The following is a 17,514-nucleotide window of genomic DNA, read 5'->3' as shown; positions in this document are numbered from 1 at the left end:
TGGGGTGGTTACTCAAGCAGCTCAACCACCACACGAGGGGTTAATTTAGTCACTAACTCATAAGCAATAGTGCCAATATATTCGGCTACTTCTTCTACTGCGAGAGCTTTACCCCATAACTGAACATTATCCCCTACTTTGTCTGCTGCATTGGCACCTAAGTCGACCGTTAACATATCCATCGATATTCGACCCACTATTGGCACACGGCGACCGTTAATCCACACGGGGGTGCCTTCTGGTGCATTGCGTGGATAACCATCACCATAACCAATGGCCACGACGCCTAACCGAGTGTCTTGTTTCGCGGTCCAGAAAGCGCCGTAGCCGACACTATCACCGGCTTTGTGCTCACGTACAGCAATTAAATTAGACACTAACTCCATTGCTGGAATTAATCGGTGATTAACACCTCTATCACCTACAACCGGAGATACACCATAAAGCGCAATACCGGGTCTTATCCAATCAGCTTGGCTTGATGGCCAAAATAATGTCCCGGCAGAATTAGCTAAGGTGCGATCCCCTTTTAAGCCTTTAATCCGTTGCTCAAAGGCATCCATTTGCGTTTGAGTGAGGGTGTTATCGGGTTCGTCAGCACAGGCAAAATGGGTCATTAAATGAATCGGCTTAGCCACTTGCGGACAAGCCAGCAAGCGCTGATAAATACTGTCAAACCGATCCAAGGTAAAGCCGATACGATGCATACCCGTATCGATTTTTATCCATACGGTTACTGGCTTCTCAAGCTTTATGGTTTCAAGCATCTGCAATTGCGACTCATGATGAACCACAGTATCAATATTATGGGTAACCAGTGTTGGTAAGTCCGACTGACGGAAGAAACCTTCTAATAGTAAAAGCTTACCTTTTACCCCGCCGTCTCTAAGTTGTAGCGCTTCTTCAAGCCTTGCTAAACCAAATCCATCCGCGCTGCCACTGTACATACCGACAGTTTCTGCTGCATTTAATAACCCAACACTTTCAGCAACATTCAATAATCCATGGCCATAACCATTAGCTTTTACAACGGCCATCACTTTGCTATTAGGAGCAATAAGGCGTAATTGCACTAGGTTACTTTGCAAAGCAGAACGACTAATTTCTGCGCGAGGAAAAGGTTTCAATGGATGACCTTAATTAAACAATATAATAAATTTTATTATCGGTTTGTTAATTTGACAAACACAATCAAATCAGCAAAAAATACGATTATCGTAAATGATTTTCATTAATAAATGCAGCCGAATCAATCGTTAATCTTCTTCAAACTGCGGTCCAGCATAATTGTCAAAGCGAGAAAATTGACCTTGGAATACCAGACGAATACGCCCAATAGGTCCGTTACGTTGCTTACCAATAATGATTTCAGCGGTGCCTTTATCTTCTGAGGTGTCGTTATACACTTCGTCACGATAAATAAACATGATCAAATCGGCATCTTGCTCAATCGCACCAGATTCACGCAAGTCAGAGTTAATTGGGCGTTTATCAGCACGTTGCTCTAGCGAGCGGTTAAGCTGTGACAACGCAATAACAGGCACTTCTAATTCTTTGGCTAAGGCTTTTAATGAGCGAGAGATTTCTGAAATTTCTAAAGTACGATTGTCTTTTAATGCTGGCACTTGCATTAATTGTAAGTAATCAATCATGATCATTGATAACCCGCCATGCTCGCGGGCAATACGTCTGGCTCGACTACGTACGTCTGTTGGGGTTAAACCTGAGCCATCATCAATATACATTTTACCTTGTTCAAGCATAATGCCCATGGTCGATGACACGCGCGCCCAATCTTCATCATCTAACTGACCAGTACGAATTCTGGTTTGGTCAACCCGACCCAGCGACGCCAACATACGCATCATGATCTGTTCAGAGGGCATCTCGAGGCTAAAAATAAGCACTGGCTTATCTTCATTCATCGCGGCTTGTTCACACAAGTTCATCGCGAAGGTGGTTTTACCCATAGAAGGACGAGCAGCAACAATAATTAAATCGCCAGACTGAAAACCGGCGGTCATTTTATCTAAATCATTAAAACCACTTGAGACACCAGTAACCCCGTTATGAGGATTATTGTAGAGCTGTTCAATCCTATCAACGGTTTTTTCAAGAATGCTTTTAATGTTTTCAGGGCCTTCATTGGCATTGGTGCGCATTTCTGCAATTTTAAATACTTTGGTTTCGGCTAAATCTAATAAAGAACTTGAATCTCGACCTTCAGGGTTATAACCCGCATCGGCAATTTCATGGGCAACGGCAATCATGTCACGCACTACGGCACGTTCACGTACAATATCTGCGTAAGATAAAATATTACCGGCACTTGGGGTGTTTTTAGCAATTTCGCCAAGGTAAGCAAAGCCGCCAGCATCGTCTAGTTGATCTTCAATTTCGAGTTGTTCAGATACCGTGATTAAATCCAGCGGTTGACCCGATTCCATTAAACGCTGCATTGCGGCGAAAATCATTCGATGAGAACGAGAATAAAAGTCTTCTGACACAACCGCTTCAGAAACACGATCCCACGCTTCAGCATCTAACATTAATCCACCTAACACGGATTGTTCTGCTTCAATAGAATGAGGTGGCAATTTTAATGCATTTACTTCTACATCTTTTTGCCTGTTTCTTGATTTAAAAGCACCTTGCTGTGACATTAACACTCCCAATTTCCAACGACTTTATAAAATATGGTATAACACCGTGGTCAAGCTTAATTTACTGTTATAACGAAAAGAGATAACGATTTCGTTAAACAGAAATAAAATAATAATTTAAGGAAAATACATGCGTATCGCACTTGTTGCAGCACTTGTGCTGACCTCTGGTTTCGCCTTTGCCGATGAAGGCCAATGGCAACCGTATCAAATGCCATCTATTGCCGACAAACTCACCCAACGAGGTATCGATATTCCCGCATCACAACTGGCAGATTTAGGACAATATCCAATGAATGCCGTTGTCAGTTTGGGCTATTGTACCGCCAGTTTTGTATCCCCCCAAGGCCTAGTTGTCACAAACCATCATTGTGCTTATCGCGGCATACAATATAACAGCAAAAAAGAGCATAATTACCTCGAAAATGGCTTTTTAGCAAACACCCAAGCAGAAGAACCTTCGGCAGGGCCAAACGAACGCTTATACATTACTGAAAAAGTTACTAATGTGACCAATCAAGTTATGGCAAACTTAAGCAATGACCCCTTGGCGCGCTTTGAAGGCATTGAAACCAACAGCAAAGCATTAATAAAAATCTGCGAAGCCGATGACAACTACCGTTGTTCGGTTAACAGTTTTCATCATGGCTTAGAATATTACCTCACTAAACAGCTCATTATTCGTGATGTTCGCTTAGTTTACGCACCACCTGAAAGTGTTGGTGGATTTGGTGGTGATATTGATAATTACGAATACCCACGTCATTCAGGTGATTTTACTTTTTTACGCGCTTATGTTGGTAAAGATGGTAAACCCGCCACCTATTCTGAAGACAACGTCCCTTATACCCCAAAAAGCTATCTAAAAATTAATGCCGATGGCGTTAAAGCTGGCGACGGTATTTTTGTAGCGGGTTTTCCTGGTTCAACCAGTCGTTATAACTTAACCAGTGAACTACAGTTTGCCAACGATTGGCTTTATCCAACTTATGCTAAACGGTATCAATTACAAATTGATACGATAACCTTAATGGGTGAAATGGATAAAGATATCGCGATTAAGTATGCCGGTACTATGGCATCAATGGCTAATCGGATGAAAAAGATCAATGGCTTACTCGATGGTTTTAAAGCAACTGATATCGTTGGGATTAAACAACAGCGAGAAAATGACTTTCTGGCTTGGTTAAAAAAAGATCCTAACGCCAATCTTAAATTAATTAATAACTTAGAGGCCTTATTAACAGAGCAGCACACTCAAGTGCAAACTAATTATTATTTTAAAAATGCACAATCGAGCGTGTTATTAACAGCTGCCAGTAAGTTATATCGCTTAGCTAAAGAAAAGCAAAAGCCTGATGAACAACGAGAAACAGGTTTTCAGCAACGCGACATGAAGATGTTTAAATCAGCATTAAAACGTATTGATAGAAGTTTTGATCCTGCAGTTGATAAAATCCTTTGGTTACAAGACCTACAAGCCTATGCTAGCCAGCCACTTAAAACAGAAGTGTTTGATAATGCATTAAGTAGCGCAAATAGTTTTGAAGAGTTAGAAGCTAAGGTGGAAGGTCTGTATGCGTTAACAGAGCTAACCGATCAAGCAAAACGCCTTGACTGGATGAACAAAACAGCGCAAGAGTTTGAAACCAGTGAAGACCCATTCATTCGTTTAGCTGTTGCTATTCATGACACCAACATGACACTAGAGAAAAGTGAAAAGTTACTCGAAGGCAAGTTGTCATCAGTTCGCCCTGAATACATGAAAGCCATTATTAACTATTACAAGTCTAACAATTGGCCAGTATACCCAGATGCAAACCGCACTCTGCGTATTACCTATGGCATGGTTGATGGCTATCAATCAAAAGATGCTCTATATAAGCAACCATTTACGCGCTTAGAAGGCATTTTAGCTAAAAATACTGGTGAAGAACCATACAATGCTCCAGCTAAGTTATTAGCCGCAATTAAAGCAAATGATTACGGAAAGCACAGAGTCGCGACGGTATATCAACAACCTAGCACTTGGGTGTGTAAGTTGATGTCATGCTTAGACAAGCCTGCCGACTTTAACTCTGTACCCGTTAACTTTCTATCAAGTGCGGATACAACGGGCGGTAACTCAGGTTCACCTGTGTTTAATGGCAAAGGCGAGTTAGTGGGTCTTAACTTCGACTCTACTTACGAAGCCATCACTAAAGATTGGTTCTTTAACCCAACCATTACCCGAGCAGTGCATGTTGATATTCGTTATATTTTGTGGATGATGGATCAAGTTGATCATGCCGACAACTTAATCAAAGAGTTAGATTTAGTTAGAAACTAATTAACACCTTAATGAATAATACCTAGCTCTGTTGGCTGGGTATTTTTTTATCTATTGACCACAAGTTGCATCACAATATAAGTGTGTTCAATATATCACTCTAGGCAAGGCTTCTTACCTCAAGCATGTATGATTTACTAAACAGCAGACATAAAAAAACACCGCTCGAGGGCGGTGTTTTCTATGGAGCTAAAGATAATTAAGCTTCTGCAACAACAGAAATTTTAACTATAGCTTTAACTTCAGTGTGTACTTGTACTTCAACTTCGAAGTCACCAGTAGTGCGTAAAGCACCTAAAGGTAAACGAACTTCAGATTTAGCAAGTGCTACGCCAGCTGCAGTAACTGCATCAGCGATATCACGGTTGCCAATTGATCCGAATAATTTACCTTCATCACCCGCTTTAGAAGCAATAACAACAGCTTCTAATGCAGTTAATGTATCAGCACGAGCTGTCGCAGTTGCTAATTCAGCAGCTAATTTAGCTTCTAATTCAGCACGACGAGCTTCAAATACTTCAGTGTTTGCTGCATTTGCTACAACTGCTTTACCATAAGGTAAAAGGAAGTTACGAGCATAACCAGCTTTAACAGAAACTTGGTCGCCTAAGCCACCTAAGTTTGCAACTTTATCTAGCAGAATAACGTTCATTATCAAATCCTCTATATTCGGTTAGGAATTAATACCGCAATATTACTGATGTAAATCAGTATATGGCAGTAGAGAAAGATAACGAGCACGCTTGATAGCGCGAGCTAGTTGGCGTTGGTATTTAGCACTAGTACCAGTGATACGGCTAGGAACAATCTTGCCGCTTTCAGTGATATAGTTTTTTAAAGTAACGATATCTTTGTAATCAATCTCTACAACACCTTCAGCGGTGAAGCGGCAGAACTTGCGACGACGGAAATAACGTGCCATTTTGACAGTCTCCTAAGTTTTCAATTCGACATTTTCAGCATGCAAGACTAAACGGTTTTGGCCATTTCGCCCTTGTTGTAATGAAAGAAACCCTTCCACATCAACTTGCACACCTGCTTGTAATTTATTTGCAACGCTATTAAAGCGCGGGCCACTTAATATCACTTGAATCAAACAGTAGACGTTTCTCAACATTTCTACTTCTTGTCGTTGCGATTTATGCTCTACCGTTATTACCACATGGGCAATACCGCTTGGGCTATCTAATCGTCTTGAACGAATTATCGTTCCTGACAACGTTAAGTGGTTATTCACAAAAAATTATTCAGCGTTTTCTTCAGCGCTTGCTTCAACAGTACGGTCATCAGAAGATGGACGACGTGTTTCACGTTCGTCTCTTGCTTTTGCCATAGGAGAAGCTTCAGTAACGGCAGCTTTAGTGCGCATTACCATATTACGCAGAACAGCGTCGTTGAAACGGAAAGCTGTTTCTAGTGCTTCAATAGACTCTGCAGTTGCTTCTACGTTCATAAGAACATAGTGAGCTTTATGTAGGTCTTGAATTGGATATGCCAATTGACGGCGGCCCCAATCTTCTAAACGGTGGACTGTACCATTAGCAGCAGTGATAACACCGGTGCAACGCTCAATCATACCTGGGACTTGTTCACTTTGATCTGGGTGAACCATAAATACGATTTCATAATGACGCATTTATTGCTCCTTACGGTTAGGTAGCCTCGTTTTGGCTCAGTCAGACCAATTAGAGGCAAGGAACGAATTAAAGTGACTGATTTGAGCGCGCGATGATACATAAAGCACGTCATAAACTCAAGCACTAACTCACTCTTTTCAGCAATCTTGATTACAGGTATGATGGCGGCAGTCAAAAATAGCGCGTTTACGCCGTCAAAGAATAAAAAACTCTAATGATAATCATGAAAAAAATAGTCTCCACATGCTTCCTCTTTATTCTATCTTCGCCAGCATGGGCTTTGGTTCCACCAGATTACCAAGAACCGTCAAATAATTTTAATGCCGAGGTTGAAGCAGGACTGCAACTTAATAGTGGTAATAATGAAACTAAAAACTTCAACGGCCGCACTTACATGACTTATGATTCAATTAAAACCAGACAAGAAGCCACACTAAAAGCTTATTATGCTGCTGACGGTACTGAATCAACTGCAGAAAAATATCAAGTATTTTTACAGTCGAACTATAAACTAGAGCGAGGCTATGTGTTTGGCCGTGGTGAATTTACTTGGGATGAATTTGGTTCATACACTCGAATTTATACCGTTTCAACAGGTTATGGTTTCGACTTAATAAAAAACAATAAAACTAAGTTAAGCCTTGAAGTCGGCCCGGGTTATCGTTATGACCTAGCCGAAGAGAGCACGTTAGAGCCTTATCCTGAAGCAAACCGTGATGTCATTCTTCGTACTGCCGCTAAATATACGGTTAAATTACAAGAATACACCAGTCTGAATGCTGATATTACTGCTGAAACGGGTCAAGATAACAACACGCTAACCCTAGACATGAGTTATAAAAATACTTTTATTCAAGATTGGGCATTTAAAATCGGGATGAACGTCAAGTATACCGAAGTCGTTCCTGATGGAAGCCAAAACACAGATACCATTACTACATTTAACTTGTTATACACGTTTCAATAATGATTAACCTAAAATGAAACGAAACACTTAATCAATAAGGCCAAATGGCTTTCTTGAACCAATACTGATTGAACCAATAAAGGCACAGTTATGGACAGCCCCCTACGCAGTTTTGCATCATTATACAGTACAACTTTTTTAATGGTGCTTGCAGCAGGTTTACTAACAACCTATTTAGGCTTAAGACTTACCACAATGGAAGTCCCGCAAATATGGATTGGCGGCATGATGTCAGCCTACTATATTGGCCTTGTATTTGGCTCTAAAGTGGGTCATAAACTCATTGCACAAGTGGGTCATATTCGAGCCTTTGTGGCTTGTGCTGGGGTTGTCACTGCGTCGGCTCTTGGCCATGCGCTTATAGACAACTTAACTGTGTGGATAGTACTACGTCTTGCGGTTGGTATGGGCATGATGTGCCAGTATATGGTATTAGAAAGCTGGCTGAATGAACAAGCTGAGACAAATCAACGTGGTACCGTGTTTGCCAGTTATATGATTGTATCTTACTTAGGGTTAATGGCGGGTCAAGGTGCAATTAGTTTATATCCTGATTTAGGTTTAGAACCATTACTGTTAATTGCCATCTGTTTTTCATTATGTATTGTGCCTATAGCAATCACTCGTAGAATTCACCCAGAGCCGTTAACGCCAGCACCATTACAAATGGGTCATTATTGGAAACGAGCACCTCAAGCACTGACGACGATCGCATTAGGCAGTATGATTGTAGGTTGTTTTTATGGTTTGGCGCCCTCTTACGCTACAGCCATAGGTATTGATCCTGAACACGTTGCACTCTATATGTCTTGTACCATTTTTGCAGGATTGTTGGCCCAATGGCCAATGGGTAAATTGTCAGATATTATCTCTCGTAGCTTATTGATTCGAATTAACTGCACGCTATTAGGCTTTATCGTGTTAATTATTTCTATCGTCCCCTTTCACTCAGTGTATTCGTTAATATTAACTGGCTTATTTGGTATTTTAGCGTTCACCTTGTACCCATTAGCAACCGCATTAGCTAATTCACGCGTTGATCAACATGAACGAGTGGGATTATCAGCCACCATATTAGTGACTTTCGGGATCGGTGCAAGTATTGGTCCTTTGGTCGCATCTGGCTTAATGCAAGTTATGGGTGACCAGATGCTGTATGGATTTATGGCTATTTGCTCGTTTACCTTATTGGCGAGGCTCATGTGGATAAATCTACGTCAAAAAGCTGAACAGACTATTACTGCAGATTACGTGATGGCAGGTGGTGATATGGTCAGTTCGCCGTTGGCAGCATCATTCGATCCACGTGTTGATGTTGACATGGTTAATGAGCAAATGATCCACCCCGCTGAAGATGCATTTGATATCACTCCAGATTCAGACAATGAAGAGTTAGATAGTAGCAATACACAAACAGATGATACTGCTGATGCTAGCCCAGCTAATGCTAACACGGTAAGTAATGAGCAGGTTGAGCATAAGATATTGGATGATGAGGATGTCGATAACGAAATTGGTGGACGCTAATATTATTTATTTAAATAAGCTCTACTATGAATAGAGTAGATTGCTAACCCATCCCTCCTCAATATTGAACATAAAAAAACGACGATAAATATCGCCGTTTTTTATTAATATTGATAGCAATTAGCCGACAGTTAAATGGTTAACTTAAACGCTGTCTGACCGCTTCAAATAAACAAACACCCGTCGCAACCGACACGTTAAGACTCGACACACTTCCGGCCATTGGGATTGACACCAATGAATCGCAGCCTTCTCGCGATAATCGGCGTAAACCTTTATCTTCGGCACCCATGGCAATCGCTAAAGGCCCTTTAAGATCTGCCTGATATACATTGCCATCAGCTTCACCAGCCGTGCCGACAATCCAAACACCTTTGTCTTGCAGGTGACGCATAGTACGAGCAAGGTTAGTAACTTGAAATAATGGAATCGTTTCTGCTGCGCCACAAGCGACTTTACTGACTGTTGAAGTAAGTCCGACAGAATTATCTTTTGGTACAATAACTCCGTGCACCCCTGCAGCATCAGCATTACGCAAACATGCGCCGAGGTTATGTGGATCTGTTACACCGTCTAGAATCAATAAAAAAGGCACAGCCGTTTTATCAAGTAATGCATCTAAATCACTTTCAATCAAAGGTTTAACCGCCTTCACACGCGCGACAATACCTTGATGTTGTGAACTACCCGCTTTGTCATCTAACACTTTACGAGCTGCACGTTGCAATGTTGTACCAAAGCTTGATGCTATATTAATCAGTGGCGTTAAGCGCTCGTCATCACGGCCTTGTAATAGCCAAAGTTCAATGACGCGTTCAGGGCTGTTATCTAACAAGGCTTGAACGGCATGAATGCCAAAAATGGTATCTTGTTTTTTCATTTAATTACTTTCTCTTGCTGCGCTTGGCAGGGGTTTTCTTAACGCTAGAATCCGGTTTTGCAGCATCAGTTTTTTGAGCTACAGCAGCAGGTTTGGCCGCTGGAGATGAAGCTTTCCCACTTGAACGACGTTTGCTGGGCTTAGGCTTATCTGACTTAGCTTTATCAGATTTAGGTTTATCAGACTTTGCAGACGATTTACCTCGAGCCGATTTAGCCCCTTCAGCATTCACTCGTTCACGAGCCGTTGAAGACTTGCTGCCTTTGCGTGCAGGTTTACCCGCACTTTTACTGTTGTCACCCACCATCAACAGGTCAATTTGACGATCATCAAGATTGACCGCGGCAACTTTAACCGTCACTGCATCACCTACTTGATATACTTGGCGAGTATTTTCACCAATTAATCGCTGACGCATAGGATCAAACTGATAGTAATCACTTGCTAGACTTGAAATGTGTACCAGTCCATCAATAAATAACTCATTTAGTCTGACAAACAATCCAAAGCTGGTGACGGAGGCAATAACCGCATCGAATGTATCGCCGACATGATCTTGCATATATTCACATTTAAGCCAGTCACTCACATCGCGAGTTGCTTCATCTGCGCGACGCTCGGTGGTTGAACACTCTTCACCTAATGCATCTAATTCTTCAATTTGATAGAGATAACCGCCATCTTGAGTCCACTTATCGTGAACATCACCTTGTTCTTTTGCGAGCAAATATTTAATTACTCGATGTAACACTAAATCAGGGTAACGACGAATTGGTGAGGTGAAATGCGAATAAGCTTCTAATGCCAAACCAAAGTGGCCTTCGTTATCTGGGCTATAGATTGCTTGGCGCATTGAGCGCAATAACATCACTTGAATCAGCTCAAAGTCTGGACGGTCGGCAATTTTCAACATCAAATTTTGATAATCAGTCGGTGTCGGTTCTAGTCCGCCATCCATGCTTAAGCCACGTTCGGCAAGAAACTCTTTAAAATTAGCCAGTTTCTGCTCTGATGGTGCTTCATGAACACGGTATAACACTTCGCCTTTGTGTTTTTTGACAAACTTTGCCGAAGCCACGTTAGCTAAAATCATGCATTCTTCGATGATTTTATGTGCTTGGTTACGGCCTCTTGGGACGATTTTGTCAATTTTACGCTGCTCATTAAATATAAACTGCGTTTCTAATGTTTCAAAAGCAATCGCACCACGCTCTGCACGTCGTTCATCTAAGATAAGATATAACGACTGCAAACATAATAAATGTGGGAATAACGCTTCATGCTCAGGAGCTATAGGTCCGCCTTCCAGCATCGCGGCTACTTGGGTATAAGTAAAACGGGCATGAGAGTGCATTACCGCAGGATAAAACTTAGTGCCAGAGAGCTTACCCGCAGCAGAAATGGTCATCTCGGCCACCATGCATAAACGATCAACATGCGGTTTTAAAGAACATAAACCGTTAGATATTTTCTCAGGCAACATTGGAATAACTTGCGACGGGAAATATACCGAGTTACCACGAGCGCGCGCTTCTGTATCTAATGCAGAATCAGTGCGAACATAATGGCTCACGTCAGCAATCGCTACCCATAAACGCCAGCCACCAGTTGGTTTTGCTTCGGCATAGACAGCATCATCAAAGTCACGGGCATCTTCGCCGTCAATAGTGACCAGCGGTAAATGACGCAAATCAACGCGACCTAGCTTATCTTCTTCAGGGACTTCATCAGGAATACGCTTGAGTTTTTTCTCTATAATTGCTGACCAAGTGTGCGGTAAATCGTAATTACGCAACGCAATTTCAATTTCCATACCCGGGGCCATCGTCTTACCCAAAACTTCAGTTACTTTGGCTGCTGCTTTAACAAAACGACCAGGACGACGGGTTAATTCAACCACGACAACATCACCGGCGCGAGCGCCTAGTGTATCTTCGCTGGCGATTAATATTTCTTGAGTAATACGCCTATCATCAGCAATCACAAAACCCATGCCGCCGTCGACATGGTAACGTCCGACTAAAGCTGCAGTGCGTTGTTGAACTAATCGCACGATGCGTGCTTCACGACGGCCACGACGATCGGTGCCCGCTTTTTGCGCTAAAACTTTATCGCCATGGAAATACATCAACATGTCGCGATTGTTAATAAATAAGTCGTCACCACCTTCATCTGGCTTAAAAAAGCCAAAGCCATCACGATGACCAATAACGGTGCCAGACAATAAATCCATGCGCTCAGGCAAGCCATAGCTTTGGCCACGAGTGAATACTAATTGGCCATCTCGCTCCATTGCGCGCAAGCGACGACGAAGCGCCTCTAATGGCTCTTCTTCAGTAATTTTTAATGCTTCGGCAATTTTATCGCGGCTAACTGGTGACTTTTGCGCTCGCAAGTATTCTAAAATATACTCACGACTAGGGATTGGATTGTCGTACTTGTCTTGTTCTCTATCAAAATGAGGATCGTTGATCATTCAATTTCCAAATAATTCGCTCCATATCGTGGAGCCTTTAACGGGTACAGTTACGGCCGCTGTGCTCTTGCCACTATGCTGGCAGGCATTTTTGCAGCAAGCATCTGCAATAAAGACGAAGCCTTTTTCTGTTGGGCGTCGTCGTTAAATATACTGTTATATAACCAATGATAGCCAAGTTCATAATCAGCAGGACTTCCATAGCCTTCACCAAATAAACGAACCAACATCATTTGTGCAGTTAAATCCCCATTAGCTGCCGCAGGCAATATATATTGCACTGCTCGGTTGGGGTCTTTAACCACTAGTTTACCGCGATAATAATAATCTGCCAATTTTACCATCGCTGCAGCACTACCTTGTTCTGCGGAGGTTTGCAATAGCGCCATACCGCGAGAAGGATGCGCTTTAACACACACGCCATGGTTGAGCATTTCTCCCCATAAAAACTGATACATGGGTTGCTGTAATACTTCAGCGCGGGCCTCAATGTCTTGAACCAACTGGCAATCGTCAGCCTTTACACGTTGTAGATATTGATTTGAGCGGATGAGCGAAATCAATTGTTGATCGCTATAAATATCGACAGCTTCTGTAACAGCAAACACATTGGCAGAAACAACACTCAACAACAATAAACTGATACGCAACATAAGGATTCTCTATGACACTTAGATGTCTTATCCATCGGCAGTATAGCGTATTTCTTGAGGATAAGCAGTTACAGCAGTTACAGCAGTTAATTACACTCATTAAAAAGGCCGCTTATTGCGGCCTTTTAATCTTACTTGAACGGATTAACCAAAATCATGGTTTCATTTCGGTCCGGACCGGTAGAGATAATATCAATAGGCGTTTCTAATAGCGCTTCGAGACGTTTGATATAGTTAATTGCGGCGGGAGGCAATTGATCGATGCTTGTAGCACCAAAGGTATTTTCACTCCAACCAGGCATGGTTTCATAAATTGGGGTAACTAAATCATAACCTTCTGCAGCCAAAGGAGTCACCTTTGAAACCGTTCCATCAGGAGATTGATAGCCAACACAAATCTTAACTTCTTTTAGACCGTCTAAAACATCTAATTTGGTTAAGCAAAAACCACTAACACTATTGATTTGAACTGCACGGCGCATTGCCACAGCATCTAACCAACCAGGACGACGTTTGCGACCTGTTGTAGCACCAAATTCTTGGCCTTTCTCACCCAGATAATCACCAATTTCATTGGCAAGTTCTGTTGGGAATGGACCCGCACCGACACGAGTTGTGTACGCTTTCATGATGCCTAGGACATAATCTAGATGACGAGGCCCAAAACCTGAACCCGTCGCAACACCACCAGCAGTAGTATTTGATGAAGTTACAAATGGATATGTACCGTGGTCGATATCCAATAATGTACCTTGAGCACCTTCAAATAGAATTGGCTCACCCGCTTTACGCGCAACATCAAGCAATTCGCTGACATCAGTACACATGCTCTTCAGATAATCAGCAATGGCTAATGCATCATCAAGTGTTTGTTGATAATCAACAGCTTCTACATGGTAGTACTCAGTTAGCATGAAGTTATGATATTTCATGACTTCTTTTAACTTAATTGCAAAAAGTTCTGCATTAAACAAATCACCAATGCGTAAACCGCGACGAGAGACTTTGTCTTCATATGCAGGACCAATACCACGTCCAGTTGTACCGATGGCTTGATTACCGCGAGCTTTCTCGCGAGCAACATCTAATGCACAATGGAACGGAAGGATAAGTGGACATGCTTCAGAAATGAGCAAACGCTCTTCTACAGGTACACCGCGTTCTTTAAGCATGTTGATTTCTTTCAACAACGCGTCAGGAGCGACGACCACACCATTACCGATAATACATTTTACGTTATCACGTAAAATGCCTGACGGAATAAGATGAAGAACGGTTTTGTCACCATCAATGACCAAAGTATGACCAGCATTATGGCCGCCTTGGTAACGAACTACGTATTTTGCCTGTTCTGTTAAAAGGTCGACAATTTTACCTTTACCTTCGTCACCCCATTGAGTGCCGAGTACGACTACATTTTTACCCATTATTAGCTGCAACATCTTGTGGTATAAAATGGAATTTTAACAGATTTTAGGGGGTTATAGGCAAGTTTTTTATTGAAAAATTATCAATAAAATCACTCCAGCAGTCACTAAGCTGCCACCTAAGCGTCTGAGAACATTTTGCTTTTGTGCAGAAAGCTCTAATAAATATTTTTGCCACTTGTTAGGGAAAAGTAATGGACCAAGCCCTTCAAGTATTAAAACCAAGCCAAATGCGGTCATTAATAGTTGTATATTCATGTTTTAGCTTCTCTTAAATTGTCACGTTAAGCCGATGTTTCACTACAATCTGTTGTTTTATAGAACACCATAGTTCTAGATATAGAACAATGTTGTCCATTTTTTTATTGCCTTGTTGTATTAAGGAACAACCATTCTTTCAACAATCCGCCTCAAACTGAAAAATCTCAGTGGCTTGGATTGATCACATCATTAATGAAATTGGTATAAACCATAAATTTTAGGCAATAAAAAACCCAGCATACGCTGGGTTTTTTGAATCCAAAAAACGAATTAACGCTTAGAGAATTGTGGCTTACGACGTGCTTTACGTAGACCAACTTTCTTACGTTCAACTTTACGTGCATCACGGGTAACAAAACCAGCGGTACGTAGAGCAGGACGTAAAGCTTCATCTAGTTGCAATAATGCACGGGTAATACCGTGACGAATTGCACCAGCTTGGCCAGTAGTACCACCGCCCTTAACAGTTACATAGATGTCTAACTTATCAGTCATTTCAACTAATTCTAATGGTTGACGAACAACCATACGAGCAGTTTCACGACCAAAATATACATCCAAAGGACGTTGGTTTACAACGATATTGCCACTACCTGCTTTAGCGAAAACGCGAGCTGTAGATGTTTTGCGACGGCCAGTGCCGTAGTACTGAGTTGCAGACATTTGCTTACTCCTCCCGTTTAGATATCAAGAACTTGTGGTTGTTGTGCAGCATGGTTATGTTCTGTGCCAGCGTAAACTTTAAGTTTACGGAACATGGCACGGCCCAAAGGACCTTTTGGTAACATACCCTTAACTGCTTTCTCGATGATCATTTCAGGCTTATGAGCTTGAAGCTTCTCAAAGCTGATTTGCTTAATGCCACCAATGAAGCCTGAATGAGAGTAGTAGATCTTACCGGCTGCTTTATTACCAGTTACAGTCACTTTTTCAGCATTGATAACGATGATATAATCACCAGTGTCAACGTGTGGAGTGTATTCTGGCTTATGCTTGCCACGTAAGCGAGTTGCGATTTCAGTTGCGATACGACCTAAAGTTTTGCCTTCAGCGTCAACAACAAACCAGTCACGAGTTACAGTTTCTGGTGTAGCAGTAAAAGTCTTCATTATTACAAAAACCCAAAGTTAATTTTCTGTCTCACATGCTGACTGCAGGTTGCAATCAACACAAAATTACCGATTCTTGCCCCTTCGAACACGAATATTGGCTTACAACTTCCGCCCAAATTGGCGGATTAACGCGGGCAGGTCGCAGATTATACGCAAAGCCACAGCAAAGATCACCTGATTTTTAATAATATTTGAAATAAACTACTCTTTATCTGTTTAACAAAATCTGCCTAACTTTTTAAAAAAAATACAGTTAAAAAATACCACTAACAGTCTATGCTAAATGCTCTAGCACAAGATATTCTTTCGATTGCATTTCAATTAGCCTTGAACGACAGCGTCTGAATTCAAAACTTAGCAGACCATCGGTATAAATTTGTTCCAATTCCACTTGGGCTGAAATAATTAGTTTGACATTTCTTTCATAGAATTCATCGACCATGGCCAAAAAGCGCCTGGCGATATCATCACCTGTTTGCTGTGATCCCATTTGCTCTAAACCACTCACCAGTACAGTATGATAAAGACAGGCCAGCTCCATATAATCTCGTTGTGAACGAGGCCCATCACACAAGTCTCTAAAGTTTATTAGCAATATACCTTGTGATTGTTGGCGAATGGTAATTGCACGGCCATCGACCTCTATCGGCGCTACCAGCCTTTCAGATTCTGTCGCGAGTTGGTCAAAGTAATGCAATAAATTGATGTCAGCTTGTTTATCGAGTGGGTAATGATAAATTTCAGCCTGCTCTAGGGTGCGTAGGCGATAATCAATCCCTGAATCGACATTTAAGATTTCACAATGTTGATTAATTAATGCAATTGCAGGTAAAAAACGTACTCGTTGTAAGCCATTTTTATACAATTCATCAGGAATGATGTTTGAGGTCGCGACCAGTGTCACCCCTTCTTTGAATAATGCTTGGAATAAGGTACCCAACAACATGGCATCGGTAATGTCAGAAACAAAGAACTCATCAAAGCAGATCACTTGATATTGTGATGCCATTTTTTTTGCCATCGTCAAAAGTGGATCTTGCACGCCTTTAAGCTCACCTAAGTCATGATGAATTTGATGCATAAAACGGTGAAAGTGAGCCCGTAACTTACGATCACCAGGTAGAGCATCAAAAAAAATATCCATCAGGTAGGTTTTCCCGCGCCCGACCCCACCCCATAAATACAAACCTTTTACAGGTTCTGATGTTGACTTCACGCCAAAGGAAGCAAACAATTTACTCATACCTGATACAGGTTTCGCGGCGATAATTAATTCATCATAGACACGCTGTAGTGACTTAACAGCCTGTTCTTGTGCGGCATCATGTGAAAAATCATCTCGGGTAAGGTCTTGCTGATAATGCTGCCAAGGGGTTAACTGCGACACGATTACGACTCTCTTACATAAAATAATTGCTGTTAATAATAACATTAAACAACTAATACGAGTAATGGCTTCAAAGGAGCAAATTAACCTTTGTTAATAAAAATGGAACTAACATAAGCCCCATTACTCTGATTGGTTAACGTTAACTTGCTTATTATTTACTTATATTTGTATCGACTTGCTTGCCAATAGAGA

Annotated in this window: 17 protein-coding genes; 3 read left to right on the top strand and 14 right to left on the bottom strand. The window is 41.6% G+C overall.

All coding sequences use genetic code 11. The features are described from left to right. Positions 1 to 8: 8 nt before the first annotated feature. On the bottom strand, positions 9 to 1,127 hold the full coding sequence (gene alr, locus FCN25_RS12655; RefSeq protein ID WP_137225308.1) for an alanine racemase: 1,119 nt from the start codon (positions 1,125 to 1,127) through the stop codon (positions 9 to 11). A gap of 129 nt (positions 1,128 to 1,256) precedes the next feature. Beyond that, a complete protein-coding gene (gene dnaB / locus FCN25_RS12650; RefSeq protein ID WP_137225306.1) occupies positions 1,257 to 2,663 on the bottom strand; it encodes a replicative DNA helicase in 1,407 nt (468 codons plus the stop codon). 130 nt (positions 2,664 to 2,793) lie between these two features. Here dnaB and FCN25_RS12645 point away from each other — a divergent pair, with 130 nt between their 5' ends. Continuing rightward, positions 2,794 to 4,992: a S46 family peptidase gene (locus tag FCN25_RS12645; protein ID WP_137225304.1), complete on the top strand. Its 2,199-nt coding sequence runs from the start codon at positions 2,794 to 2,796 to the stop codon at positions 4,990 to 4,992. A 199-nt stretch (positions 4,993 to 5,191) separates the two neighbouring features. On the opposite strand, the gene rplI is transcribed toward FCN25_RS12645, so the two are convergent. Genes rplI through rpsF form a run of 4 tightly spaced genes read right to left on the bottom strand, consistent with a single transcriptional unit; the run spans position 5,192 to position 6,628 of the window. Next, the gene (gene rplI / locus FCN25_RS12640) at positions 5,192 to 5,644 is read right to left on the bottom strand and encodes a 50S ribosomal protein L9 (protein WP_137225302.1); all 453 of its coding nucleotides are present in this window, start codon (positions 5,642 to 5,644) and stop codon (positions 5,192 to 5,194) included. A 42-nt stretch (positions 5,645 to 5,686) separates the two neighbouring features. Then, positions 5,687 to 5,914: a 30S ribosomal protein S18 gene (rpsR, locus tag FCN25_RS12635; RefSeq protein WP_137225300.1), complete on the bottom strand. Its 228-nt coding sequence runs from the start codon at positions 5,912 to 5,914 to the stop codon at positions 5,687 to 5,689. 12 nt (positions 5,915 to 5,926) lie between these two features. Next, positions 5,927 to 6,229: a primosomal replication protein N gene (gene priB / locus FCN25_RS12630; protein WP_137225298.1), complete on the bottom strand. Its 303-nt coding sequence runs from the start codon at positions 6,227 to 6,229 to the stop codon at positions 5,927 to 5,929. 6 nt (positions 6,230 to 6,235) lie between these two features. Then, on the bottom strand, positions 6,236 to 6,628 hold the full coding sequence (gene rpsF, locus FCN25_RS12625) for a 30S ribosomal protein S6 (protein WP_137225296.1): 393 nt from the start codon (positions 6,626 to 6,628) through the stop codon (positions 6,236 to 6,238). 224 nt (positions 6,629 to 6,852) lie between these two features. On the opposite strand from rpsF, the gene FCN25_RS12620 reads away from it, so the two are divergent. Further along, positions 6,853 to 7,596 carry a DUF481 domain-containing protein gene (locus tag FCN25_RS12620; RefSeq protein ID WP_167496050.1) on the top strand — a complete coding sequence of 248 codons (744 nt, stop codon included), beginning with the start codon at positions 6,853 to 6,855 and terminating at the stop codon, positions 7,594 to 7,596. Between the two features lie 90 nt (positions 7,597 to 7,686). Further along, complete coding sequence (locus tag FCN25_RS12615; RefSeq protein WP_137225292.1) at positions 7,687 to 9,123, top strand: MFS transporter; 1,437 nt, start codon at positions 7,687 to 7,689, stop codon at positions 9,121 to 9,123. Positions 9,124 to 9,262: 139 nt separating this feature from the next. Here FCN25_RS12615 and rlmB read toward each other — a convergent pair whose 3' ends face one another. The 8 genes from rlmB to zapE all read right to left on the bottom strand — a co-directional run bounded on the left by rlmB (position 9,263) and on the right by zapE (position 17,319). Beyond that, positions 9,263 to 10,003 (bottom strand): 23S rRNA (guanosine(2251)-2'-O)-methyltransferase RlmB, encoded by a 741-nt coding sequence (gene rlmB / locus FCN25_RS12610; RefSeq protein ID WP_137225290.1) that lies wholly within the window; start codon positions 10,001 to 10,003, stop codon positions 9,263 to 9,265. Positions 10,004 to 10,007: 4 nt separating this feature from the next. Beyond that, positions 10,008 to 12,479, bottom strand: coding sequence for a ribonuclease R (gene rnr, locus FCN25_RS12605; RefSeq protein WP_137225288.1), 2,472 nt, complete (start codon positions 12,477 to 12,479; stop codon positions 10,008 to 10,010). Between the two features lie 50 nt (positions 12,480 to 12,529). Then, positions 12,530 to 13,132: a tetratricopeptide repeat protein gene (locus FCN25_RS12600; RefSeq protein ID WP_137225286.1), complete on the bottom strand. Its 603-nt coding sequence runs from the start codon at positions 13,130 to 13,132 to the stop codon at positions 12,530 to 12,532. A gap of 131 nt (positions 13,133 to 13,263) precedes the next feature. Then, positions 13,264 to 14,559, bottom strand: a complete 1,296-nt coding sequence (locus FCN25_RS12595) for an adenylosuccinate synthase (RefSeq protein ID WP_137225283.1) — start codon at positions 14,557 to 14,559, stop codon at positions 13,264 to 13,266. A gap of 69 nt (positions 14,560 to 14,628) precedes the next feature. Next, positions 14,629 to 14,817, bottom strand: a complete 189-nt coding sequence (locus tag FCN25_RS12590; RefSeq protein ID WP_137225281.1) for a DUF2065 domain-containing protein — start codon at positions 14,815 to 14,817, stop codon at positions 14,629 to 14,631. A 273-nt stretch (positions 14,818 to 15,090) separates the two neighbouring features. Continuing rightward, positions 15,091 to 15,483 carry a 30S ribosomal protein S9 gene (gene rpsI, locus FCN25_RS12585; protein WP_137225279.1) on the bottom strand — a complete coding sequence of 131 codons (393 nt, stop codon included), beginning with the start codon at positions 15,481 to 15,483 and terminating at the stop codon, positions 15,091 to 15,093. A 17-nt stretch (positions 15,484 to 15,500) separates the two neighbouring features. Further along, positions 15,501 to 15,929, bottom strand: a complete 429-nt coding sequence (gene rplM, locus FCN25_RS12580; RefSeq protein ID WP_011638797.1) for a 50S ribosomal protein L13 — start codon at positions 15,927 to 15,929, stop codon at positions 15,501 to 15,503. A gap of 277 nt (positions 15,930 to 16,206) precedes the next feature. Further along, the gene (gene zapE, locus FCN25_RS12575) at positions 16,207 to 17,319 is read right to left on the bottom strand and encodes a cell division protein ZapE (protein ID WP_137225277.1); all 1,113 of its coding nucleotides are present in this window, start codon (positions 17,317 to 17,319) and stop codon (positions 16,207 to 16,209) included. Positions 17,320 to 17,514: the final 195 nt, after the last annotated feature.

Source organism: Shewanella sp. MEBiC00475 (assembly GCF_005234075.1).
Taxonomy (GTDB): domain Bacteria; phylum Pseudomonadota; class Gammaproteobacteria; order Enterobacterales; family Shewanellaceae; genus Shewanella; species Shewanella polaris.
The sequence above is the reverse complement of the archived record's forward strand: the minus strand, read 5'-3'. Positions and strand labels throughout refer to the sequence as shown.

Coding starts and splice junctions, on each gene's coding strand:
- dnaB (WP_137225306.1), bottom strand. CDS start 2,663: ATGTCACAGCAAGGTGCTTTTAAATCAAGAAACAGGCAAAAAGATGTA.
- FCN25_RS12645 (WP_137225304.1), top strand. CDS start 2,794: ATGCGTATCGCACTTGTTGCAGCACTTGTGCTGACCTCTGGTTTCGCC.
- rplI (WP_137225302.1), bottom strand. CDS start 5,644: ATGAACGTTATTCTGCTAGATAAAGTTGCAAACTTAGGTGGCTTAGGC.
- rpsR (WP_137225300.1), bottom strand. CDS start 5,914: ATGGCACGTTATTTCCGTCGTCGCAAGTTCTGCCGCTTCACCGCTGAA.
- rpsF (WP_137225296.1), bottom strand. CDS start 6,628: ATGCGTCATTATGAAATCGTATTTATGGTTCACCCAGATCAAAGTGAA.
- FCN25_RS12620 (WP_167496050.1), top strand. CDS start 6,853: ATGAAAAAAATAGTCTCCACATGCTTCCTCTTTATTCTATCTTCGCCA.
- FCN25_RS12615 (WP_137225292.1), top strand. CDS start 7,687: ATGGACAGCCCCCTACGCAGTTTTGCATCATTATACAGTACAACTTTT.
- rlmB (WP_137225290.1), bottom strand. CDS start 10,003: ATGAAAAAACAAGATACCATTTTTGGCATTCATGCCGTTCAAGCCTTG.
- rnr (WP_137225288.1), bottom strand. CDS start 12,479: ATGATCAACGATCCTCATTTTGATAGAGAACAAGACAAGTACGACAAT.
- FCN25_RS12600 (WP_137225286.1), bottom strand. CDS start 13,132: ATGTTGCGTATCAGTTTATTGTTGTTGAGTGTTGTTTCTGCCAATGTG.
- FCN25_RS12595 (WP_137225283.1), bottom strand. CDS start 14,559: ATGGGTAAAAATGTAGTCGTACTCGGCACTCAATGGGGTGACGAAGGT.
- FCN25_RS12590 (WP_137225281.1), bottom strand. CDS start 14,817: ATGAATATACAACTATTAATGACCGCATTTGGCTTGGTTTTAATACTT.
- rpsI (WP_137225279.1), bottom strand. CDS start 15,483: ATGTCTGCAACTCAGTACTACGGCACTGGCCGTCGCAAAACATCTACA.
- rplM (WP_011638797.1), bottom strand. CDS start 15,929: ATGAAGACTTTTACTGCTACACCAGAAACTGTAACTCGTGACTGGTTT.